Below are 22,001 nucleotides of genomic sequence, written 5' to 3' on the forward strand. Positions count from 1 at the left end.
CCAGTCCTCGGGACCGATGCGTGGAGCGCGTGGCGTCGTTACCATGCAGGCATGCCCCTCCCTCCCCGGACCTCCACCGCCACCGCGGCCGTCGCCTTCCTGCTGGGGGCCTGCGGAGAGGGGGACCCGGTCATGCTGGAGGCGGTGGCCGCGAGCTGCTCGGGCGGCCCGGCGCAGCACCTGGACCGGCTGCCGTCCGGCGCCATGGTCCTCAATGCCTACTTCCTGCAGGAAGAGGCCACCCGGGACGCGCGGCGGGGGGCGACCGAGTCCCCGGTGCTGGAAGAGGTGCTGGCCAAGGCCGCCGCGCTGGGCGTGCGGGCGCTGCGCACCAACGGACACAACGACGCGCTGTCGAAGGTGGGGGACACCGCCATCCAGGTGGCGCCGCTGGAGTACGACGAGGTGGCCCTGGTCGGCCTGGACTGGGTGCTCGCCCGCGCCCGCTTCCATGGCGTCCGCCTGGTGCTGACGCTGGGGAACTACTGGGATGCGTATGGAGGGGCGCGCCGGTACGTGGAGTGGGCGGGGCTCCCCCGGCCCGTGGAGGGGGACGCGCGCTTCTTCACCGACCCGGCGGTGGTGGCGCACTTCAAGGCGCACGTGGCGCGGCTGCTCAACCGGGTGAACACGGTGGACGGCATCCGCTATGGCGACCACCCGGCCGTCCTGGCCTGGGAGCTGCTCAACGAGCCGCGAGGGCGGGGACTGGACAAGGAAGGGGCGCGGCTGCGCGCGTGGATTGATGACGTGGCGCGGGAGGTGAAAACGCACGCGCCCGGTCACCTGGTGGGCACGGGGGAGGAGGGCTTCGAGCCGTCTCCCGAGGGGTACGACGCCGGCTTCTGGTCCCGGTCCGGCTCGCCGGTGCTCCGCACGCCGGGGGCCAGCTTCACGCGCAACACGGCGTCCCCGTACATCGACTTCGCGTCGGTGCACTTCTATCCGGAGTCCTGGGGCCTGGGTGGCATCGACACGGCCGAGGCTGGCGCCCGGTGGATTCGTGAGCACGCCGCCATCGCCCGGAGCCTGGGCAAGCCCTTGTTCGTGGGCGAGCTGGGGCTGCGCAACGAAGGCGCGTTCGACGTGTCGCAGCGGCGCGCGCTCTATCGCGGCTGGCTGGAGTGCATGCGGAAGGAAGGCGTGGGCGCGGGGGCGCTGTGGATGTTCGCCAACGACGCCCGGCCGGACGCCTGGGACGGCTACACCTTCTACTATCGGGACGGCACGCTGCCGGGCGACCCGGTCAACCGGTACGCGGACCTGGTCATGGAGGCCGCCGCCGCGGAGCGTCCGGGCGCGGCGGTCTCCACGAGGCGCTGAGCGTGGGTGTGCCGGCTCAGACGGAGATGAGGCCCTTGCGGATGCCCTCGGTGACGGCCTCCACGCGGTTGGTGACCTCCAGCTTCCGGTAGATGTGCTCCAGGTGCGTGCGGATGGTGGCCTTGCTGAGGTCGAGCAGGCGCGCCGCCTCGCTGTTGGACACGCCCTTGGCGATGAGCTGGAGGATTTCGCGCTCGCGGTCCGACAGCGGCTTGAGCAGCGGCTCCTGGGCCGCGTCGTAGGCGGACGGCGCCGGCGTGGAGGGCGGCGAGGGGACGGGGCTGGCGTCGGGCTCCACGCGGAAGTGACGGAGCAGCCGGCGGGCCAGGTTGGGCTGGATGACGGTGCCGCCCGCGCGGACCTCCTTGATGGCCTCGATGATCTTGTCCACCGGGGCGCCCTTGAGCAGGTAGCCGGAGGCGCCCGCCTTCACGGCCTCCAGCACTTTGTCCTCCTCGTCGAAGATGGTGAAGATGAGGATTTCAATCTGCGGGAAGCGCGCCTTCACCTCGCGCGTCACGTCGATGCCGCTCATGCGGGGCAGGCCCAGGTCCAGCAGCAGCACGTCCGGCATCAGCCTGGGCACCTCCTCCAGCGCGGCTTCACCGGAGAGCGCGGTGCCGATGATGTCCATCTCCGGGTGGCTTTCGAAGAGGCGGAGCTGGTTCTTGAGGATCTTCGTCTGATCCTCGACCACGAAGACGCGGATGGGCGGCGAATCGGGAGGCTGCGGGGCGTCCACGGGAGCTCCGGTCATGACGGACGACAGGGGAGGGAGAATGCCACCTGGGCGCCAGCGCCGGGTGACGAGTCCACGATGAGCTGGCCACCGAGCTTCATGGCGCGCTCACGCATGTTCAACAGGCCGTAGTGGCCGCGCGGCGTCCGGGATGGGTCAAAGCCCTTGCCGTCGTCGCGCACGACGAGGTTGACGCGGTCCTCGCTGAAGTCGAGCCGCACCTGGACGCCCTTGGCCTCCGCGTGCTTCACCGCGTTGGACAGCGACTCCTGGAGGATGCGGAACAGCGCCAACTGCGCGTCCGGGTTCAGCTTGCGCTGCAGGCCGGTGCGCTCGAAGCGGATGTCCAGGCCGGTGCGCTCGCGGAACGTCTTCGCGTAGTCCTCCAGGCCCTGCGCCAGCTCGAAGTCCTCGCGCATCATCCGCAGGCTGCGCCGCAGCTCCTCGATGGACTCCTCCGCGGTGAGCTTCAGCTCGCGGATCTCCTCGCGCAGGCCCTCCTCGCGCGCCAGGTTCAGGATGTACTCGGATTGGATGATCATCGACGACAGGGATGCGCCCAGGCCGTCGTGGATCTCCCGCGCCAGCCGGTTGCGCTCCTCCACCACGGCCAGCTCCTTGAGGTCTCCCTGGAGCGACACGACCTCTCGGTGCGCGGCGGCCTCGCGCTCGTTCAGGTACACGAGCACGTAGACGATGATGAAGTTGAGCGCCAGGTACCAGAGCAGCGTCAGCAGCTCCACCGCCGTCACGGAGCGGTTGAGGAGCAGGTCCAGCCGGGTGGTGATGGGCAGCGCCAGCAGCGGCGGGAGGATCGCCAGCGGCTTGGGGTAGAGGATGGCGAAGAGCGTGGTGAAGAGCAGCTGCGTGGCCAGCAGCGGGCTCTGGAGTCCGCCGCCGACGTGCGGCTTGACGATGAGCACCACGCTGATGGCCACGTCCAGGCAGAGGGTGATGTACGTCACCCAGCGGCCGGCCTTCGGGTGGTCGATGACCAGGAGGTTGGCGACGCTGTAGAGCAGCATCGCGAAGTAGCCCACGAAGGCGAAGGGCCCGGTGAGGCCGAAGTAGCCGCTCCAGGCCGGCACCGCGAGGATGAGCAGGCCCAGCGTGAGGAACATCATCCGCGCGTAGAAGAGCGCGCGGGCCCGGGCCACGAAGCGGTCCTGCTCCCACGAGGCGGTCGCCTGCTCGGCCGACACGCTGTCCGTCAGCTTGCGGCGCTCCAGGACCTTCCGCACCCGGGCGCGCAGGTCGTTGGCAGGCGTCTCCTCGCTCAATGCGAGTTGGGAATCCATTCGTCCGGCACTCTACGGGAGCAACCGGGGGGGCGGGAATCCCAGAGGTGGCCCGCCCCGCCTTCTGGAGGGCGAGGGAGCAGGCCCCGCGCCCGGCGGAAGCACCGCGTTACTCCGCGGAGGCGTCACCCGCGCACGCCTGGCGCGCCTCGGGCTTGCTCTTGAAGATGAACTCCAGCCGGTCCGTCCGCTCGCCCGTCCGCTCGTCGAAGAGCGGCGTGCCTCCCGCGTACATGGTGCCCTGCGGGTTGCCGTAGGCGTCCAGCCCCTGCTTCTGGAGCCACGCGTCCACGCAGGCCTCCCGGGCCGCGCGCGCCGTTCCGCCCGTGCCTGCGTCCTCCGCTCCCAGGGCCCCCTTGCTGGCGCCGGTGCGCGCGGCTTCGTCCGTCGCGGCGGAGGCGTCGGAGGGCCCCGGGGCCTCGCCCGTCTTGCGGGTGCAGCCAGGCGCCAGGAGGAGGACAGCGGAAAAGACGAGCACGCCGGTCAGGTTTTTCATATGTCCTGGCAGGTGGGGGCCGCGCGGACGCGGGACGGTGGAGAGGCACCTGCGTCCTTCTGCAGGGTGGTACGCAGGCGGTCACACCATATTCGTTTCCGACCGCGTGGAGCAGTCATCCGATGCATGGCCACGGTACAGACCACCATCCCCGAGTTCCCCATGCGTCCCGGCTGGAGCGCGCGCGCGTCCTGCTGGTGGGGGCTGGCGGGCTCGGGTGTCCGGCGTCACTGGCGCTGGCCCAGGCCGGTGTCGGGCACCTGACGCTGGCGGATCCGGACCGCGTGGACGTGACGAATCTGCCGCGCCAGCTCTGGCACCGGGGCGAGGACGTGGGCCGGAACAAGGCGGAGTCCGCGACGGCAGGCCTGGCGCGGGCCTTCCCTGGCCTGAGCACGGAGGCCATGACCGAGCGCGTGGACGCTACCAACGCGGAGGGGCTCTTCCGTGCGCACGACGCCGTCATCGACGCCACGGATGGCGTGGCCACCAAGTTCTTCCTGTCGGACGTGGCGGTGCTGACGGGCGTGCCGCTCGTCTATGGCGGGGTGCTGCGCATGCAGGGACAGGCGATGCGCGTGGACCCGGGTGGGCCGTGCCTGCGCTGCCTCTATGAAGCGCCGCCTCCGCCGGACGCCGTGCCCACGTGTGCCCAGGCGGGGGTGCTCGGCTCGCTGGCGGGGCTGGTGGGCGCGGTGCAGGCCCTGCTGGCGCTGGAGCTGCTGTCGGGCGCCGCGCGGGGTGGGCAGGGCGAGGCCACGCTGCATGTGCTGGATGCGGTGTCGCTGCTGGGGCGGAGGACGCGCGTGACGCGGGCACCGGACTGCGAGGGCTGCCGCGTCACGGCCATCCCGGCGTACCCGGAGTCTCCGGAGGCGTGCGCGACATGACGGCGACGCTGGACATCACCCGCGAGGTCTGTCCGATGACCTACGTGCGGACGAAGCTGAAGTTGGAATCACTGGAGTCGGGCACGTTGCTGGAGGTGCTGCTTCGGGGCACCGAGCCGCTGAAGAACGTGCCTCGCAACGCGCGCGACGAGGGCCACGAGGTCGTGTCCCTGGACGCGCTCCCGGACGGGACGCACCGGCTGGTGCTCCGCAAACAGGGCAGGTGAGTGAGCCATGGCGACCCTTCGTATTCCCACCCCCATGCGGGGTTTCACCGGCAACCAGGCGGAAGTCGTCGCCCCCGGCGCCACCGTGCGCGAGGTGCTGAACAACCTGGACGCGCGCCACCCGGGCATTGGCGGCCGGGTGTTTGACGAGCGCGGCGCGGTGCGGCGCTACGTGAATGTGTTCCTCAACGACGAGGACATCCGCGCGCTGAGCGGGCTGGACACGCCGGTGAAGGACGCTGACCGCATCATCCTCATCCCCGCCATGGCGGGAGGCTGAAGGCCGTGGCGCTGCGTGAAGAGCAGATCCTGCGCTACTCCCGGCAGATCCTCCTGCGCGAGGTGGGCGGGCGTGGCCAGGCGTCGCTGCTCGCGGGCTCGGCGCGGTTGGATGGCATTGGCGCGTCGGGGCTGACGGCGGCGGCGTACCTGGCGGGAGGTGGCACGCCGGTGACGGGCGCGGGCTCGCTGACGCTGGGGCCCTGGGCGCCGGGCTTCCTGATGGGGCCTTCCGACGTGGGCCTGCCCGTGACGGAGGCGCTGGCCCGCGAGGTGCCCGCGCTGAACCCGGACGCGGCCTCGGTGGGGCAGGGGGGCGGACTGGTGGCGGAGCTGCCCGCGGCGTGGAGTGGCGAGGCGCCCTGGGTGGCCCTGGGCGGTGATGGCATGCGGGCCGCCGTCGTCTTCCGAAGCGCGGAGGGGTGCCTCTGGTGCTTCGGTGAGACGGTGCGGCACCTGGGCTCGCCCCCGGATGGCGCGCTGGGCGTGGCCGTGGGGGCGCTGGGGGCGCTCGTGTTCCAGCGGCTGCGGCTGGGCCTGGGGCCCGCGTTGGGGGGCCGGTGGCTGGTGGCGCCCGGCACCGTGGAGGAGTTGGCGCTGCGCAGGTGCTCACGCTGCGTGGGCCGTGAGGCGCCTGGCGCGCCGTGAGTCGCTGGCCCGGGCACATCCTCACCGAGCTCGGCCGGCACCTGGAGGCCGCGTATCCCCTCGAGGGCTGTGGGGTGATCCTCCGCGCGGAAGGGACAGGGGCCCTGCGCATCCGTCCCTTGCGTAACGCCGCCGGGAACCCGCGGATGGCGTACGCCTTCGCGCCCGAGGAGTGGCTGGCCGTCTGCATCGAAGCGGATGCACGGTCAGAGCGAGTGGTGTGCGTGTTCCACTCGCATGTGGATGCACCGGCGACCTTCTCCCAGGAGGACCTGCTGCGGGCGGCTCCGGACGGGTGTCCGTTGCTCCCCGATGTTTCCTATCTCATCGGATCCATACACCGCGGCTGTGTTCACTACGTGTCGGAGTATGAGTGGCGTGCGGGAAACTTCGTGTCACGGACGCCCTGAAAAGTTCATTGCAGAATCGAAAAAGCCTTGTCTGAGCAGGCACTTGAATGCCCGTCACCCCCACCTGCGGAAAGGTGGGCGCGAATTGTCAAGTGGCCGGGTTTTCGTCTATAACCGCGTCCATCTTCTGGATCTGCGGCGTCCCTACGAGCTTGCAAGAAGTGCTCCGGACGCAGGGAGTAGACGACCCATATGGCCTCCAACACTGGTTTCACCCTCTGGCTGACCGGCATGTCCGGTACCGGGAAGAGCACCACCGCCGCCTACATCGCCGCGCGCTTGCGGCAGGTGGGCCGCAACGTCGAGATCCTCGACGAGGGTGAACTCGGCGAGGCGCTCTGGGCGGGGCTGGGGGATGGCAAGGAGGACCGGACGACCGTCGTGAAGCGGCTGGGCTTCGTGGCGAGCCTGCTGACGCGCAACGGCGTGGCGGCGCTGGTCCCCTGCGTCAGCCCCTACAAGCCGGGCCGCGAGGAGAACCGCCGGACCATTGGCCGCTACATGGAGGTCTACGTCGACTGCCCGACCGAGAAGCTCATCGAGCGCGACAGCACGGGCCGCTACAAGAAGGCGCTCAACGGGGAGATCCCCAACTTCATCGGCATCACCGAGCCGTACGAGCCGCCCAACTCGCCGGAGGTCACCATCCACTCCGACGTGGAGTCGGTGGAGGACGGCGCGGCGAAGATCTTCCAGTCGCTGCTGGACCTCGGCTACATGACCACCGAGGAGCTGAAGATCATCACCGGCAAGAAGATGAAGGCCAACCCGCTGCCGGCGAAGGGTGAGAAGGCGGAGAAGGCGGAGAAGGGCGGCGCCAAGGCCCGCCGCGCCGAGGAGTCCAAGCCCGCGGCGAAGGCGCCGAAGGCGGACAAGGGCGCCAAGGCCCGTCCGGCCACGCGCGCGGCTCGGGTGGCGAAGCCGGCGGCGAAGAAGGCCTCGAAGCGGAAGGCTCGCTAGGCGGCTGGGCTTCCGGGCCTTGGGTTTCATTCCTGAAGGGCTCCAGGTTGCCGCGCAACGACGCGTGCAATCCGGGGCCCTTTGGTTTTAGGAGAGCTTCATGTTGAGCCCCGAGCGGATCCAGTCCCTGTGTGAGTCCTCGCGCCCCAAGCTGGAGTCGATGCGCGCCGCGCTGCGGGTCCATGGCAGCGCGCTGGTGGCATTCTCTGGCGGCGTGGATTCGACCTTCGTGCTGAAGGTGGCGGTGGAGGAGCTGGGCGACCGGGCGCTCGCGCTCACCGCGCTGTCCGCGTCCGTGGCGCCGGAGGAGGCCGACGAGGCGCGCGCGCTAGCGGAGCGGCTGGGCGCCCGGCACGTGGTGCTGGGCAGCAACGAGCTGGCGAATCCGGAGTACGCGGCCAACCCGACGAACCGCTGCTACTTCTGCAAGACGGAGCTGTATGACATCTGCGAGGCGCAGCGGAAGTCGCTGGGACTGGCCGTGGTGCTGGACGGCTTCAACGCGGACGACTTCAAGGACCACCGGCCCGGCCACAAGGCGGCGCAGGAGCACCGGGTGGTGTCACCGCTGGCGCAGGCGGGGCTGACGAAGGAGGAGATCCGCGCGTGGAGCCAGTCGCTCGGGCTGCCGACGTGGGACAAGCCGCAGATGGCGTGCCTGGCGTCGCGGATTCCGTATGGCACGGCGGTGACGCGGGACCGGTTGCTGCAGATCGCCGCCGCGGAGTCGGAGCTGCGCAAGCTGGGCTTCCGGCAGTTCCGGGTGCGGTACCACCAGGACGTGGCGCGGCTGGAGGTGGCGGCGGAGGAGTACGAGCGCTTCCTCGCGGCGGACGTGCGGCAGCGGATCAACACCGCGTTCCTATCGCTGGGGTTCAAGTTCGTGGCGCTGGATTTGGAGCCGTTCCGCTCTGGCCGGATGAATGACGCGGCGGGGGTGGTGAGGCCGGGGGCCACGGGCAAGCCGGACGGGTTCCCGCTGCCCGTGGTCAGTTGAGCCGCGTCTCGTCGGCGGTGGTCATGCGGCTTGGGGAGCGGCTCACCGCCCGGTGATGAGGTGGACGCCGCGCTCCCGTGCCAGGGCCTCCCTGGCCTCCGTGGAGACCGCGGTGCCTCTCAAGTCGAGCTCCCTGAGACGCGGCAGCTTGCGCAGCGCTGGCAGGCCGGCGTCGGTGACCTTCGTGCGTGTCAGGTAGAGCGTGCGGAGCGAGCGGGGGAGGTGGCCGAGCGCTTCATCGCCGGTGTGTCCGCCCGCAAGGCTCAGCCAGACGAGCCTTGAGAAGCCCTGGAGCGCATGCTGTCCCTTTACTTCGAGCCAGGTCGCGCCCAGGTCGAGCGTCGTGAGCCGCGCCAGGGTGTGCAGGCTCGCGAGGCCGGAGCCATTGACGAGCGTTCCCGCGACATGGAGTGCCTCCAACTCTGCCAGCCCGGCGAGTTGGCCCAACCCCACGTCTGTCAGGAGCGTGCGTTCAGCTTTCAATGAATGGAGGCTGGGAAAGGCTTGCCGTATGGCTGGCACCCATTCGTCAGTGAACCCTGTCTTGCTCAAGTCCAGATGTCGCAAGCGTGGGCGGGACCCCAGGTTGTTCAGCGCCTCCAGCCCAATCGGCGTGTGGCTGAGCGCGAGCCTCGTCAGTTGGCTGAGGGGCGCGAGTGCCATGAGGGAGTCGTCAGTCAGCGCGAGCCCTGTGAGCCAGAGCGCTTCGAGCGCCACCAAGGTGCTCAACTCTTGAAGTCCCGTGCCCGTTACGGCCGTGCGCGAGAGGTCAAGCTCTCTCAATTCGTTGAGTCCTCGAAGATGGCACAGCGCTGAGTTGCCCACGAGCGTGTCGTCGAGGTGGAGCGCCTCCAGTCGAGAGCTGCCCGCGAGGTGGCGAAGGCCCGCACCTCGGATTCGCGCCTTGCTGAGAACCAGCGCACGAAGCGCGGGCAGGTTCGCGAGGTGGAGCAACCCAGCGTCCGTCACCTGCGTGCTGCCCAGGTGGAGGGCTTCCAGTTCACGCAGCTCCGCGACGTGCACGAGGCTGGTGTCCGAGGCGGCGGTGCGGGCAAGGCCCAGCCGCCTGAGGGAGGGCATGTCGTTGAGGCCGCGGAGCCCGGCGTCCGTGACTTTCGTGCCGCTGAGGTTGAGCGTGTGCAAATGGGCGCCCGGAAGCAACGCAAGGATGGTGTCGTCCACCGCGGTATCGGAGAGGTCCAGTTCCTCCAGCCCCGGTTGCCTCGCGAGGAATCCAAGTCCCTGGGATGTGACGGCTGTTCCAGCGAGGCCCACTCGACGCAGGGTGGTGTGCTCCGACAGCGATGCAAGGCCTTCGTCCGAGACAGGCGTTTCGTTCAGCCGCAGCACAGCCAGCTGTCGCATTCGTTTGAGAGGAGCCAGCCCCGCGTTGGTGACCCGGGTGGCATCGAGGTGCAGGGCCTCGAGCTGAGTCGCGTGTTCCAGCGAGGCAAGGTGCGCATTTCCGAAGTCCGTGCCAGACAACTGTAGCGCGACGACACTGGACTCCTGGAGCAGGGCCGCGAGCAGCCCGGGTGCTGGGACGCCGACAGCGCCAAAGGACAATTCGGGCACGCGATGCTCGCGCAACACGGCGGCGATCTCGCGAGCCTCCGCTTCGGTACGCACGGGGCGCAATGGTTCTGCGTACCAGTTGCCCATGTCAGGCGGGGTGAAGCCTTCGGGCCCGGGTGGTAACTGCCCGAACTCAACGCTGGTCCCATCCGGCTCCAGGCGGAACAGCGTGAGGAGCGGACCGGGATCCGTCAGCACGACGGGGCGCGAGGAAGGAGAGGGAATGACGAGCGCGGGACGGGTGGCGCAGGCCGTCACGACGAGAATCAGTCCTGCGAGCCATGGAGTTCCCATATGCATAGTGAGAGATCAATCCCTCCAAGCGATCAGGTCAATGTGTATCCTGTATGTGTGGCGGTGCCATGTGGGCGTGCGAACGGGGGCCCACCTTGCACCTGGTTGCCTCAGCGCTGGTCGCGGCGGATGACGGCCGGAGTCAGTCCGGTGAGCCGGCGGAACACCGTGGTGAAGTGGCTCTGCGAGCTGAAGCCAACCGCGAGCGCGATGTCCCCCAATGGCAGCGACGAGTTGCTCAACAAGTCGCGCGCCCGCTCCACGCGGCGTTGCTGCACCCACGCGTGCGGCGTCATGCCGGTGGACTGGCGGAAGGCGCGGGTGAAATGAAAGACGCTCAGCCCGGAGCGCTGGGCGAGCTCACCCACGCGGATGGGCTCAGCAAGGTGCGCGTCCGCGTAGAGCTGCACACGGCGGAGCGCGGCGGGGGAGAGCCCGCCTCGCTGGCGTGCCGCCCGTGATGTCCCCGGCTCCTGGAGCAGTCTGGCCACCCGCGCCGCGTGCCGGTCCTGGATGGCCCGCGCCGCTTTCAGGAACCCCGCGATGATCCGCAGGTGCTCCTCCGGCAGCGCCGCCATGAGCTGGTGTCCGTCCGCCTGCAGCGGCCCCCAGAGGGTGTCGATCCACTCCCGAGCATGCGCGGTGAGCACCAGCCGCTGGCCACCACCGGCCGCTTCCCGCTGGACGTAGCCCGCCAACTCCAACCGCGCCACGTCGGCTTCTCGGGCGACGGCGTCCAGGGGCGTTGGGCCCCCGAAATGAAGCTGCGCCAGGCACCCAAGATCCGCGCGCCCGAGCGCCAGGACCTTCCCGACGGTGGCATCGAACTGCGCGGATGCATCCTGGAACTGCACGACGTCCGAGCCAATCTGTTCGAGCAGGGCGGGGCGGGGGCTCATCGGGAACTCCGCAGGAAGGCGAAAAACGACGCAAGGGCACGAAAGACGCTCGCATGCCCAGGACCGCATCCTGGCGGCATGATCAACCTGAAGCCCACCATCGCGGCAACCGTCCTGTGGCTCTTCGTCATCGTCCTGGGCATCGCCTTCGGCGCGGGCCTCTATGAGCACCGCGTCTCGTTGCCCCGATGGCTCGACACCCTGGGTGGACACTGGTCCGCGGACGCCGCGCGGCAGGACAACGTGGGCCTTCGCTTCTGGGCCTTCGTCACCACGGGGCCGCTGACGCTGCTCACCCTGGCGAGCCTCTACTTCGCATCCCAGGCCACCGGCCCGCTGCGCGTCTGGTGGCTCGGAGCCGCGTTGGCGGCGCTGGCCGACCGGCTCCTGACCTTCTCGTATTTCATCCCCACGATGGTGCGGCTGCTGCAATCGCCCGACAACGCCGCCGCCGTGGAGACCGCGATGACCTGGGCCCGGATGAACCACTTGCGCCATGCGCTCAGCGCGGGGGCCTGGCTCTCCGCGCTCCAGGCGCTGTCATGGCTCCGGTGGAAGGGCGGCGCGTAGGCACACCATTCGGTTCCGGGTGATGTCCCACGCCCGGACGCGCCACGACAGGGCAGGGGACCCTGGACGGACGCATCCCAAGCCCGGACCCTGTTAGAACCGAGAGCCGCGCCATGGCCCGCGAACACTCCCCATCCCCCCAAACGGCTCTCCGCCTGATCAGCACCTGCGCCGTGCTCCTGCCCGTGGCCGCCAGCGCCGCGGAATACGTGGACGCGCCGTACGCGGATCGCCGCGCCTACTCGCTGATCCTCGGCCCCGGCGCCTCCTATACAGAGTCCATTGATCGCTCAGAGTCCGACGCCGAGAAGGGCGGGGACGCGCACCTGGACCTCGGGGCCAGCCGCACCGTGGGCTACGACGGGGACGAGGTCTTCGTGGTGATCCGCGGCAGCCTGCGCGGCCCGGATCTCTCGGTGGCCGGAGGCTTCCGGAACTTCTACGGCGATGGGTCCTGGCAGACCTTCTATGATCTGGGCCTGCTGATCAGGCCGTTTTCTGGGCCGTGGCTGGGGCCTCGCGTAGCGTTGGGCATGCGACACACCTTCTCCGAGCGGCTCGCGGTGTTCGGGGGACTCGGGCTTTCGCTCGGGTTTGGCGCGGGCCTGCGCGGAGACGCCGAAGCCTTCACCGGGGTTCAGTGGATCTTCCCGGTCGGATCGAAGTGAATTTCTTGCGATCAGACCGACCTGTGAGAATGTGTGTGCATCTGTAGGAGGTCGCGCACATGGAAATGAATCCCCGCCTTACTTCAGTGGTCTTCCGGCTCAACCGCGAGAAGCTCGACGCCCTCAAGGATCTGTCGCGCACCACGCGCATCCGTCAGAGCGAGTACCTCCGTGAGGCGATCTCCGATCTGCTCGCGAAGTACGAAGAGCGGCTCGTCGACTGAAGACGGCCGTCCGGGCCCCACCGCGCGTCACCCGAGGTGGAAGGGTGGCTCCAGCGGAAGCCCCGGGGGATGGAGACGCTCCCCGGCGCTGAAGGGGTCCACACCGGGAGGGTAGCGGACCTCCCAGAGGACCAGGCCGTGCGCGGGCGCCTTGAAGCCCTCCATGGCCCGCCCCGTCTCGAGCGCCGCGAGCCACGCCTCTTCCGGCAGCAGCCCCGCGGCCACCTTCAACGCGCTCCCCATCAAATAGCGGATCTGGTAGCGCGCGAAGCCGTCCCCACGCAGCCGAGCCTCGTAGAGCCCACCGCCCAGCGCATGCAGGGTGGCGGACTCCAGCGTGCGAGGCTTGCGTGGACTGGACTTCTCATGGAACGCGATGAAGTCCCGCGTCCCCTCCGCCGAGCGCAGCAGCGCCCCCAGCCGCTCCGGCGTCACCGCCGTGGCCTGGAACAGCGGCTCCGCGGACACGTCCAGCGCATAGGGCGCCCACTCGGGCGTCACGGCCCCACCCAGTTGGAGCCGGTAGCGGTACTCCTTGCCGCAGGCGCTCCACTGCGCATGGAACGACGTGGGTCGGCGTACCCCACACAAGCCCAGCCCCGGCGGCAACCGGGGCGGGAGCCGTTTCTCCAGGGACTCCGCCGAATCACCCGCTTCCAGCCGGACGCTCACCACCTGCATCCGGGCGTGGACGCCCCGATCCGTCCGCCCTGAAGGCATCAACGTCGCCGGCACCCCCACGGACCGCAGCGCCTCTTCCAGGGCTGACTGGACGGTGGGGCCCTCGGGTTGGCGCTGGAAGCCACGGAAATTTCCGCCGCGATACCAGATCCACAGTGCGACGGGAATTCGCTTGGAGGAGGAGGGGAGCACGCCGTTGCTTGGGTGTGGGGAACCACGGGATACTCGCGCGCGAAATGGCGGCTGGACAAGACCTTGCGGCGGACGTGGACGGACTCTGGCTCTTCAAGCACGGGGACCTCGTCCTGGGGCCTGTCAGTGGGACCCAAATCGTGGAGAAGCTCACCTCGGGTGAGCTGACGCTGGACACCCTGGTGGCGCCCGCCGGAGAGCGGGACTTCCACCCCATGTCGGAGGTGGACGCCTTCCGCGTGCACGTGGCCCGGGCGGAGGCGCGCGCCCGCGTGGACGCCGCCGTCGTGGTGGAGCGAGCGAAGTCCGCGAAGCGCCTGAAGATTCTCGGCGGCGCCGCCGTGGTGGGCGTGGTGGTGCTGGGCATCTTCGGCGTCCAGGTGGCGCGCAATGCCGCGGTCCACGGCTGGTTCGGCGGCGGCGAGGTCCAGACGGACGACTTCGAGATGGGCGAAATCACCATCCGCGTGGCCCAGGCCCGCGTGGATGAGGAGGAGCTCTTCGAATACCCCGGCCATGTCGCCCGCCGTCCGGGCACGGGCGAGCCCGGTGTGAAACCCGCCACCGGCAGCAGCAGCCCTGGCAAGGTGGCCATGGCCTCCACCACCCGGGCGCCGGTGGACCGGAAGCCTCGCCCCGGGGGCAGCGTGAGCACGGACCCGGAGGGCATGGAGATGACGCAGCAGTTCGACCAGTCCGCCATCAACCGGGTGGTGGCCAGCAACAAGTCCACGCTCTTCCGCTGCTTCAAGGAAGAGGCGGCGCGCACCCCGGGCCTCTACGCCAAGGTCCCCATGGAGTTCGTCATCGGGAACGATGGCCGGGTGAGCAAGCTGTGGGTGGACAACCACCAGTTCAAGAAGGGCCCACTCTACGAGTGCATGCTGGCGGAGATGAAGAAGTGGCCGTTCCGCGCCTACGAAGGCGAGCAGGCCACGGTGGGCCTGTCGTTCACCATCGGCAAGCGGGGGTAGGGTCACTTTCTTGCCGGCACCCCGGGCATGCCCGATACCGTGGGCATGTCCGCCGCATCCGTTGCTGAGACCGAAATTGCGAAGAAGGCGCTGAGCGTCCCGCCGGGAACCTTCCGTCACACCGTGCTGACGGCCGCCAAGCGCTTCAAGTCCACCTGGGCCGAGCTGGGAAAGCTCCTGGTCCAGGTCCGGGACGAGGCCAAATTCGAGGAGTGGGGCTACCCCTCCTTCGAGTCCTATTGCCTCAAGGAACTGCACATCAAGAAGCAGACCGCCTTGAAGCTCACCCGCTCGTTCAGCTTCCTGACCAAGCACGAGCCCGAGGAGGAGCTGACCGCACAGGAGTTCCCCCAGCGCGCACCCGCGTTCGAGGTCATCGAAGTCCTCGCGGACGCGGAAGAGCGGGGCCAGTTGTCGCCCACTGAATACAAGTCCCTGCGCGACAGCATCTGGAGCCCGGAGAAGAACCCGGCCGAGCTGAAGAAGGAGTTCGCCGAGCGCTTCCCCCGTCCCCCGCCGGAGCCGCCTCCGGAGAGCGCCCAGGTGCGGAAACTGGCGCAAATGGCCCGCAAGCTCGCGAGCGAGCTGTCGGGGAGCCGTCGGATTCCGAACGCCGTCGCCGAGCGGGCAGCCGCCCTGGCCGAAGACCTCGAGGACATCGCCTCGGGCGTGACGGACGCCTGAGCCGCTGTTACTGAACGCTGACCCGTGGCCGGGGCTGTACGCTCGGCAACGGGCCTGTACCGCCGGGCTTCCTGCCCGAAGGGGAGGGCCCTATAGTGGTTCAGGGCCGCGTGAAGGTGGGCCTGACGGCTGTTCGAGACGTGGGCAGGCCGTGCGGGTAGGGGAGCGGTGGACGGCGAAGGAGGCTCCGGGTGTCCGGAGCCGGCGAACTCGGAGGCGGCAGTGAAGAAGGAGCACCACGTCAACCTGTCTTGTTCGTTCTGCGGCAAGTCGCAGCGCGAGGTCCGCAAGCTCATCGCGGGCCCGACGGTCTACATCTGCGACGAATGCATCAAGCTGTGTAACGACATCATCGCGGACGAGAACGAGCGCGAGGAGGGCAAGCCCCAGGTCAGCTTGCCGACGCCGGCGGAGATCAAGGCGTTCCTCGACGACTACGTCATCGGACAGGACCAGGCGAAGAAGGTCCTCGCGGTGGCGGTGTACAACCACTACAAGCGCATCTATCAAAAGAAGCCGACCTCTCGGCCGCGTCCGGGCGTCAAGGGCCCCACCGGCGAGGAAGTGGAGCTGAGCAAGAGCAACATCCTGCTCATCGGTCCCACGGGGAGTGGCAAGACGCTGCTGGCCCAGTCGCTGGCGCGCTTCCTCAACGTGCCCTTCACCATCGCCGACGCCACCAGCCTCACCGAGGCCGGCTACGTGGGCGAGGACGTGGAGAACATCATCCAGAACCTCCTCCACAACGCCGACTACGACGTGGAGAAGGCCTCGCGCGGCATCGTCTACATCGACGAAATCGACAAGATCGCCCGCAAGGGTGACATGCCCAGCGCCACCCGCGACGTGGGCGGCGAGGGCGTGCAGCAGGCCCTGCTGAAGATCATCGAAGGCACCCGGGCCAACGTCACGCCGCGCGGCGGGAAGAAGTACAACCAGCAGGAGTACGTCCAGGTCGACACGACGAACATCCTGTTCATCTGCGGCGGCGCCTTCCACGGCATCGACGGCGTCATCAAGCGCCGCGTGGGCGAGAAGGGCCTCGGCTTCGGCGCGAAGATCACCCACCGCGAGGAGCGCAGCGTGGGTGAGCTGCTGGCGCTGACCGAGCCGGAAGACCTGATGCGCTTCGGCATGATTCCGGAGTTCATCGGCCGCCTGCCGATGATCGCCACGCTGAACGACCTGAAGGAAGAGGACCTGGTCATCATCCTCGCCCAGCCGAAGAACGCCCTGGTGAAGCAGTACCAGAAGCTCTTCGAGATGGAGAAGGTGAAGTTGACCTTCACGAAGGAGGCGCTGCGCGCCATCGCCCGCGAGGCGATGCGCCGTCACTCCGGAGCGCGCGGCCTTCGCGCCATCCTGGAGGATGCCATGCTGGAGATCATGTACGACGTGCCGTTCCGCGAGGGCGTCAAGGAGTGCAAGATCACCGAGCAGGTCATCACCAAGCACGAGGCGCCCCAGCTCGTCATGGAGAAGGAGAAGAAGACGGCCTAGCGGCGTCTGCCTTCTCCAGGTGTCCCGAGGCCCTGCTTCCCTCACGGGAGGTGGGGCCTTCGCTTTGTCAGGGCGCGGGCAGGGTGATGATGAACTCGGCCCCGGCGCCGGGCGCGCTCTCCACGCGGATGTCGCCCTGGTGCTCCTGGACGATGTCGTGGCACAGCGACAGCCCCAGCCCCGTCCCCACGCCCGCGGGCTTGGTGGTGAAGAAGGGGTGGAAGAGCTTCTCGCGGAGGTCCTCGGGGATGCCCGGCCCGTTGTCGCGGATGCGCAGCTCCACCTTGGCTCCGACGCGGTGGGTGCTCAGGTGCACCTGGGGCGTGAAGCCCGCGCCCGCCTGCTGCTGATGTTGCGCCGCGGCGTAGAACGCGTTGTCGAGGATGTTGGTGAGCAGACGGCTGATGTCGCTGGCCACCAGCTCCACGATGCCCACGGTGGGGTCCAACGTGGTCTCCATCTTCACGCTGGCCCCGCCCGGACGGCTGCGCAGGCCCTGCACGGCCAGGTTCACGCTGTCGCGCACCAGCAGGTTGAGGTCCGACTTGGAGCGGGTGCCCTCTGACTTGCGCGAGTGCCGGAGCATCGTCTTGATGATGTCCGAGGCGCGCTTGCCGTGGCTGTGGATGCGCTGGGCGTTCTGCTTCAAGTCCTGGAGCGTCTCCAGCACGTCCTCGCGGGCCTCGCTGTCGAGCCGGTCCGCCATGCCCTTCAGCGACTCCTCCAGCTCGCCGGCCAGCCGTGAGGACAGGTTCGAGAAGTTGTTCACGAAGTTGAGCGGATTCTGGAGCTCATGGGCGATGCCCGCGGTGAGCGCGCCCAGGGACGCGAGCTTCTCCTGCGCCACCAACTGGCGCTGCATCTCCTGCAGCCGGGTGAGCGTCTCCGCCAGCTCGGCGTTCTTGTGCTGGATTTCGGCCGTGCGCTCCTCCACGCGGCGCTCCAGCGTCCGGCTGTACTCCTCCAGGCTGGCGTAGAGGTCGGCGTTCTCCAGGGAGATGGCCGCCTGGAACGACAGCAGGCGCAGGACCTCCAGCCGCTCCGGGGTGAAGGCGCCTCGCGTGGCGTCGTTCTCCAGGTAGAGCACGCCCGTGAGCGCGCCCTGCTTCAACAGCGGGCTGCACAGCAGGGACTTGGGCTGGGCGCTGCGGACGTAGGGGTCCTCGGAGAAGGGCTCTTCGGCCGAGGCGTCGTGGAGGAGCACCGTCTCTCCGGTGCGCACCACGTAGTGGATGATGGAGGTCGGCAGCGACGCGGAGGCCTCCATGGGGATGGGCGCCTCGAGCACCACGCCATCGCCGTCCACGGAGCCCTCCGCCGCGATGACCAGGCCCTCGGTCCGCTTCAGCAGCAGCAGGCCCCGGCGCGCGCCCGCGTTCTCGATGACCAGCGTCATCAGCTTGCGCAGCAGCTTGCCCAGGACGATTTCGCCGGACAGCGCGCGCGCCGTCTTGATGACGGACGCCAGGTCCAGCGCGGCCAGTGACGTCTCCGTGAGGGCATCCGTGGGCGTGGGCGTCGGGGCGGACGGCAGGAGCCGGGGGTGCTCCCGCTCCAGCCGTGCCGCGACGGCGCGGGCGCCCCAGCGCAGGTAGGCGGCGCGGGCTTCCTCCAGGTAGGTGCGGGCCACGCGCTCGCGGGCCTGCGTCAGGTGGAACCGTGCTGCGGCCTCGCAGGCCACGCCCTCGTCGAGCGACAGGCCGTATTGCCGCGCCAGCCGGATGGCCCGGTCATACGCATCCGCGGCCGAGTCCCCCTGGCCGTCCAGGCGGGCCCGCTCCGCGTCCAGCAGCTCCGCCCGGGCGCCATAGTTCATCGGGGCGATGCGGGCCCAGCCGCGCATGGACTTGCGGATGGCGTCGATGGCCCGCGACGAGCGAAGCCGGTCCAGCGGCCCCAGCGTGGGGTGGACGGCCATGAGCGCCAGGCCCTGGAAGAACTTGTACCAGGGCAGGTAGATCTGCCCGGCGATGAGCTCCACTTGCGTGTCCACCGCCGCGGCGCTCTCCAGCGCGCCGCGCGCGTCGCCCCAGAGCCACCGGCGCAGGGTGCGCAGCACGTCACAGGTGGCGATTCCGTTGCCGTAGTCGAGCTGCCGGTACGGCGCGACCAGCTCCTCCTCGCGGGCCTCCACGTTGCCGGTGAACGCGCCCGTGAGCGAGTCGAGCGTGTGGCGCATGTACTCGGTGAAGAGCACGTTCTTGTGCCGGTGCGTGGCCAGCGTGTCCCGGAACCGGTCCATGCGCGGGCCACCGTCGGCCAGGCCGTCCCGGGCGATGAGGGCGGTGGCGCAGCCCGCGCTGGACGCATAGCCGAAGTACTCGATGTCGCCCGTCTCCTGGCCCTTCTGCGCGGCGGCGAGGAAGTCGTCGACGCAGGCGGACAGCGGCTCCTTCCAGTGCCGGATGAAGAGGTTGAAGACGAAGGTCACCATGGCCCGCAGGCTCTCCGCCTGGAAGCGGTCCAGCGTCTTCAGCGCCAGCCGGCCGTAGCGGAAGCCCTCCTCGGGGTTGCCCAGGTGCACGCTCAGCATCAGCCCGTAGCCCACGTAGCCGAACGCGGCCACGCCCGTGGCGCCGTGGCGGATGGTGAGCTGGAGCACGCGGAGCACCACCAGCGGGAAGAGGAGCGGGCGGGCCATGAAGGCCAGCGAGGACAGCTTCACCAGCAGGCGCAGCGTGGCGAGCAGGAGCGGGTCGGTGCACTCGGGGAGGGCCGCCAGGTCCTCGGGCTTGCGCAGGCCCAGGCGCAGCTTCGTCTTCGCCACCGCGGCCAGGACGTGCGGCTGCTTCGGATTCGCGGGCAGGGGCTGGCCCAGCTTGCGCAACACCTCCAGGCCCAGGTCCACGCCGCGCGAGTGCTCGCCCCGGTGCGCGAGGCATTGGAGGCGGACCTCCTGCACCCGGACCTCCTCCGCGCCATCCACCGCGTGGGCCAGCGCCGCCGCCGCCAGCCGCTCCATCAGGTCGAAGTCCGCCGCGAGGTACGCCGCTTCGGCCGCGTCGACGTGCAGGTCGAAGGTGAGCCGCCGGTCCTTCCGCCAGCCGTCCTCGCCGAGCAGGGACAGGCCCGTGCTCAGCAGGCGCAGGGCCGCGGACCAGGCGCCTCGGGACTTGGCGCTGCGGCCAGCGCGCAGGTCCAGCTCTGCCACGCGGTGGCGCTCCTGCTCGTCGTGGAGCACGGGCAACGCCAGGTGGAAGTGGCTGACGAGCTCGGGGAGTCCTTCGTCGAGCCGCTCCGGGGGCGTGTGCCGCAGGAGCAGGCGGCCGATGCGGGCATGGATCTCCGGGTGCACGTCCGCCGGGATCAGCTCCAGCGCGGCCTGCTGCACGCGGTCATGGGTGAACTGATACGTGCCCCCGCTGTCGAGGTCGGCGTCGTCGATGGGCGTCACCAGACCCGCCTGGAGTACTTCGACGAGCCCCTTCTCGGCCTCCTCTTCCGTCCGCTCCAGGACGATGGCCAGGCTGCGCAGGTCGAACGTGTGGCCCAGCGCCGCGGCCATGGGCAGCAGCGCCTGCGCGGCGGAGCTCAGCTCGCGAATGCGGGAGGTGAGCAGCGCCACCACGCCGTCACTGAAGTCCTGCCCACGCAGCGCGCTGGCATCCCACCGGAAGCCGCCGCCGTCCGCGTCGAAGCGCACCAACCCCCGCTCGTAGAAGGTGCGCAGCAGCTGCACCGCGTGGAACGGGTTGCCTTCCGTCAGCGACAGCACCAGGTCGTCGAGCTGCGCGTCGGGTTGGCCCTCGGCGGGGGGGAACACGTCCGCGACCAGCTTCGTCATGTCCTCGGGCGACAACGGTGCCAGGTCGATTCGATGGACGGGCGTGCCGTGGTCCTGCAGCGCGCGCGCGAGGGACTCCACGGGATGGTCGGGGCCCAGCGCTTCCGAGCGGCAACCCGCGACCACGAGCAGGTGCTCGATGTCCCGGTCCGTCAGGAGCAGTCGCAACAGTTGGAGGCTGGCGCTGTCCGCCCACTGGAGGTCGTCCAGGACGAGGACCAGGGGATGCTCCCGCGTGGAGAGCGCGGCCACCAGCTTGCGGAGGACGAGCTGGAAGCGCAGCTCCGACTCCGCGGGCCCCAACTCGGGCACGGGAGGCTGGTCCCCGAGCACCAGGGCCATGCGAGGCACCGCGTCCACCACGAGCCGGCCCATGCCGCCCACGGCTTCGAGGAGGCGGTGTTGCCAGGTCGCCAGCTCCTGCTCCTGTCCGCCCAGGAGTCCGCGAGCCACTTCGCGGAAGGCCTCGAAGATGCCGCTGTAGGGCGTGTCCCGGATGAGCTGGTCGTACTTGCCGCGCGCGAAGTGGCCCTGGCGCTCCGCGACGGGACGCTTGAGTATTCCAGTGAGGGCCGACTTGCCCATGCCCGCCGCGCCGGAGACGAGGACGAAGGCGGAGCGGCCCGAGGCGGCGCGCTCCAATGCGCCGCGCAGGGCGGCCTGCTGGGGCTCGCGGCCGTAGAGCTTCTCGGGGACGGCGAAGCGCTCGGGGACGTCCTTGGCGCCCAGCATGAAGGCGGGGACGGGGCCCGGGCCCTCCAGGGCGCTCAGGCAGCGTTGGAGGTCCGCCACGAGCCCGTAGGCGCTCTGGTAGCGGTCCTCCGGGGACTTGGCGAGCAGCTTGAGCGCGATGTCGGACAGGGGCTGGGGGAGCTCGGGTTCGACGCTGACGGGCGGCGGCGGGGGCAGGGCGACGTGGGCGTGGATGAGGCCCAGCGCATCCGTGTCCGCGAAGGGGCGGCGCCCGGTGAGCAGCTCGTAGAGCACCACACCCATGGAATAGAAGTCCGCACGCGAGTCGACGCTGCGGTGGGTGCGTCCGGTGCCTTCGGGGGAGAGGTACTCGAGGGTGCCTTCGAGGCGCTCGGGGGCGAGCGGAGCGACCTCGGCGCGAGGCCTGCGCGTGGCGAGGGTGAAGCTGGTGAGCTTCACGGACTCGCCATCCGAGTCCACGAGGATGCTGCTGGGGGTCAGGTCCCGGTGGAGGATGCCCTGCTCGTGGATGGCGCCCAGGGCGCGCGCCAACGACAGCGCGATGCGGCATGCGGCGCGTGGCTCCACGCGGCCATGGGACAGGCGTTGGGCCAGCGTCGCGTCACCAAAGCCCTCCAGGACGAGCACGGGAGCGCCGTCCCGCGCCTCGGCCCAGGCCAGGGGCTGGAGGACGCCGTCGAGACTCAGTGCGTGCGTCAGCTCCCACTCGTGGCGAAGCCGGGTGGTGGCGGAGGGGCTCCGCGCCGCGTCGGGGACCTTGAGGATGACCGAGGCGCCGTCTTCCTCGCGTGTGGCGCGCATGAGCTGGAAGGCGCCTGCGGTGGTGACTTCTCTGCCAATGCGGTAGCCGGGTACATCCATCATTGCTTCACCCGTGCGCGAAGGAGCGCACTCCCCGTTGAGGCGGGGAGGGTAGCCCTGGCACTTGGGGGCTCGCAACCGAGCGCGGGGGATGTCGGCACGGAGGCCTGGCAG

At 69.6% G+C, this 22,001-nt stretch carries 21 protein-coding genes; 14 read left to right on the plus strand and 7 right to left on the minus strand.

Annotated elements, in window-relative coordinates:
- Positions 1-51: 51 nt before the first annotated feature.
- On the plus strand, positions 52-1,323 hold the full coding sequence (locus HV826_RS06775) for a cellulase family glycosylhydrolase (protein ID WP_176416183.1): 1,272 nt from the start codon (positions 52-54) through the stop codon (positions 1,321-1,323).
- A 16-nt stretch (positions 1,324-1,339) separates the two neighbouring features.
- On the opposite strand, the gene HV826_RS06780 is transcribed toward HV826_RS06775, so the two are convergent.
- The 3 genes from HV826_RS06780 to HV826_RS06790 form a co-directional block, all read right to left on the minus strand.
- Positions 1,340-2,080, minus strand: a complete 741-nt coding sequence (locus HV826_RS06780) for a response regulator transcription factor (RefSeq protein ID WP_176416184.1) — start codon at positions 2,078-2,080, stop codon at positions 1,340-1,342.
- Positions 2,077-3,360, minus strand: a complete 1,284-nt coding sequence (locus HV826_RS06785; RefSeq protein WP_176416185.1) for a sensor histidine kinase — start codon at positions 3,358-3,360, stop codon at positions 2,077-2,079. Before HV826_RS06785 ends, HV826_RS06780 begins: the two co-directional genes overlap by 4 nt.
- A 109-nt stretch (positions 3,361-3,469) precedes the next feature.
- A complete protein-coding gene (locus HV826_RS06790) occupies positions 3,470-3,856 on the minus strand; it encodes a hypothetical protein (RefSeq protein WP_176416186.1) in 387 nt (128 codons plus the stop codon).
- Between the two features lie 122 nt (positions 3,857-3,978).
- Here HV826_RS06790 and HV826_RS06795 point away from each other — a divergent pair, with 122 nt between their 5' ends.
- From HV826_RS06795 to larE, 7 genes are all read left to right on the plus strand, one after another.
- Positions 3,979-4,746 (plus strand): HesA/MoeB/ThiF family protein, encoded by a 768-nt coding sequence (locus HV826_RS06795; RefSeq protein ID WP_176416187.1) that lies wholly within the window; start codon positions 3,979-3,981, stop codon positions 4,744-4,746.
- Complete coding sequence (locus HV826_RS06800; protein WP_176416188.1) at positions 4,734-4,973, plus strand: sulfurtransferase TusA family protein; 240 nt, start codon at positions 4,734-4,736, stop codon at positions 4,971-4,973. Before HV826_RS06795 ends, HV826_RS06800 begins: the two co-directional genes overlap by 13 nt.
- Positions 4,974-4,980: 7 nt before the next feature.
- The gene (locus tag HV826_RS06805; protein WP_176416189.1) at positions 4,981-5,253 is read left to right on the plus strand and encodes a ubiquitin-like small modifier protein 1; all 273 of its coding nucleotides are present in this window, start codon (positions 4,981-4,983) and stop codon (positions 5,251-5,253) included.
- A 5-nt stretch (positions 5,254-5,258) separates the two neighbouring features.
- A complete protein-coding gene (locus HV826_RS06810) occupies positions 5,259-5,900 on the plus strand; it encodes a ThiF family adenylyltransferase (RefSeq protein WP_176416190.1) in 642 nt (213 codons plus the stop codon).
- Positions 5,897-6,310, plus strand: a complete 414-nt coding sequence (locus tag HV826_RS06815) for a M67 family metallopeptidase (RefSeq protein ID WP_176416191.1) — start codon at positions 5,897-5,899, stop codon at positions 6,308-6,310. The genes HV826_RS06810 and HV826_RS06815 overlap by 4 nt, the downstream gene beginning before the upstream one ends.
- A gap of 192 nt (positions 6,311-6,502) precedes the next feature.
- The gene (cysC, locus tag HV826_RS06820) at positions 6,503-7,270 is read left to right on the plus strand and encodes an adenylyl-sulfate kinase (RefSeq protein WP_176416192.1); all 768 of its coding nucleotides are present in this window, start codon (positions 6,503-6,505) and stop codon (positions 7,268-7,270) included.
- A gap of 100 nt (positions 7,271-7,370) precedes the next feature.
- Positions 7,371-8,267 carry an ATP-dependent sacrificial sulfur transferase LarE gene (gene larE / locus HV826_RS06825; protein ID WP_176416193.1) on the plus strand — a complete coding sequence of 299 codons (897 nt, stop codon included), beginning with the start codon at positions 7,371-7,373 and terminating at the stop codon, positions 8,265-8,267.
- Between the two features lie 42 nt (positions 8,268-8,309).
- Here larE and HV826_RS06830 read toward each other — a convergent pair whose 3' ends face one another.
- Together HV826_RS06830 and HV826_RS06835 are read right to left on the minus strand one after the other, a co-directional pair.
- The gene (locus HV826_RS06830) at positions 8,310-10,100 is read right to left on the minus strand and encodes a hypothetical protein (protein ID WP_368670854.1); all 1,791 of its coding nucleotides are present in this window, start codon (positions 10,098-10,100) and stop codon (positions 8,310-8,312) included.
- A gap of 146 nt (positions 10,101-10,246) precedes the next feature.
- Entirely contained in the window at positions 10,247-11,035 is a 789-nt protein-coding gene (locus HV826_RS06835) for an AraC family transcriptional regulator (RefSeq protein WP_176416195.1), read from the minus strand.
- A 78-nt stretch (positions 11,036-11,113) separates the two neighbouring features.
- Here HV826_RS06835 and HV826_RS06840 point away from each other — a divergent pair, with 78 nt between their 5' ends.
- The 3 genes from HV826_RS06840 (at position 11,114) to HV826_RS06850 (ending at position 12,497) form a co-directional block, all read left to right on the plus strand.
- Positions 11,114-11,605: a DUF1772 domain-containing protein gene (locus tag HV826_RS06840; protein ID WP_176416196.1), complete on the plus strand. Its 492-nt coding sequence runs from the start codon at positions 11,114-11,116 to the stop codon at positions 11,603-11,605.
- Positions 11,606-11,718: 113 nt separating this feature from the next.
- The gene (locus HV826_RS06845; protein ID WP_176416197.1) at positions 11,719-12,273 is read left to right on the plus strand and encodes a hypothetical protein; all 555 of its coding nucleotides are present in this window, start codon (positions 11,719-11,721) and stop codon (positions 12,271-12,273) included.
- Positions 12,274-12,332: 59 nt separating this feature from the next.
- Positions 12,333-12,497 carry a ribbon-helix-helix domain-containing protein gene (locus HV826_RS06850; RefSeq protein ID WP_176416198.1) on the plus strand — a complete coding sequence of 55 codons (165 nt, stop codon included), beginning with the start codon at positions 12,333-12,335 and terminating at the stop codon, positions 12,495-12,497.
- Between the two features lie 27 nt (positions 12,498-12,524).
- Here the strand turns inward: HV826_RS06850 and HV826_RS06855 are convergent, their stop codons facing one another.
- Complete coding sequence (locus HV826_RS06855) at positions 12,525-13,370, minus strand: tRNA pseudouridine(38-40) synthase TruA (protein ID WP_176416199.1); 846 nt, start codon at positions 13,368-13,370, stop codon at positions 12,525-12,527.
- A gap of 44 nt (positions 13,371-13,414) precedes the next feature.
- Here HV826_RS06855 and HV826_RS06860 point away from each other — a divergent pair, with 44 nt between their 5' ends.
- The 3 genes from HV826_RS06860 to clpX all read left to right on the plus strand — a co-directional run bounded on the left by HV826_RS06860 (position 13,415) and on the right by clpX (position 16,528).
- Complete coding sequence (locus tag HV826_RS06860; protein WP_176416200.1) at positions 13,415-14,344, plus strand: AgmX/PglI C-terminal domain-containing protein; 930 nt, start codon at positions 13,415-13,417, stop codon at positions 14,342-14,344.
- Between the two features lie 27 nt (positions 14,345-14,371).
- Positions 14,372-15,028 carry a hypothetical protein gene (locus tag HV826_RS06865; protein ID WP_176416201.1) on the plus strand — a complete coding sequence of 219 codons (657 nt, stop codon included), beginning with the start codon at positions 14,372-14,374 and terminating at the stop codon, positions 15,026-15,028.
- A gap of 222 nt (positions 15,029-15,250) precedes the next feature.
- Positions 15,251-16,528: an ATP-dependent Clp protease ATP-binding subunit ClpX gene (gene clpX / locus HV826_RS06870; RefSeq protein WP_176416202.1), complete on the plus strand. Its 1,278-nt coding sequence runs from the start codon at positions 15,251-15,253 to the stop codon at positions 16,526-16,528.
- Between the two features lie 67 nt (positions 16,529-16,595).
- Here the strand turns inward: clpX and HV826_RS06875 are convergent, their stop codons facing one another.
- Positions 16,596-21,890 (minus strand): ATP-binding sensor histidine kinase, encoded by a 5,295-nt coding sequence (locus tag HV826_RS06875; protein WP_176416203.1) that lies wholly within the window; start codon positions 21,888-21,890, stop codon positions 16,596-16,598.
- Positions 21,891-22,001: the final 111 nt, after the last annotated feature.

This window comes from Myxococcus sp. AM010, assembly GCF_013372585.1.
GTDB classification, from domain to species: Bacteria; Myxococcota; Myxococcia; order Myxococcales; family Myxococcaceae; genus Myxococcus; species Myxococcus vastator.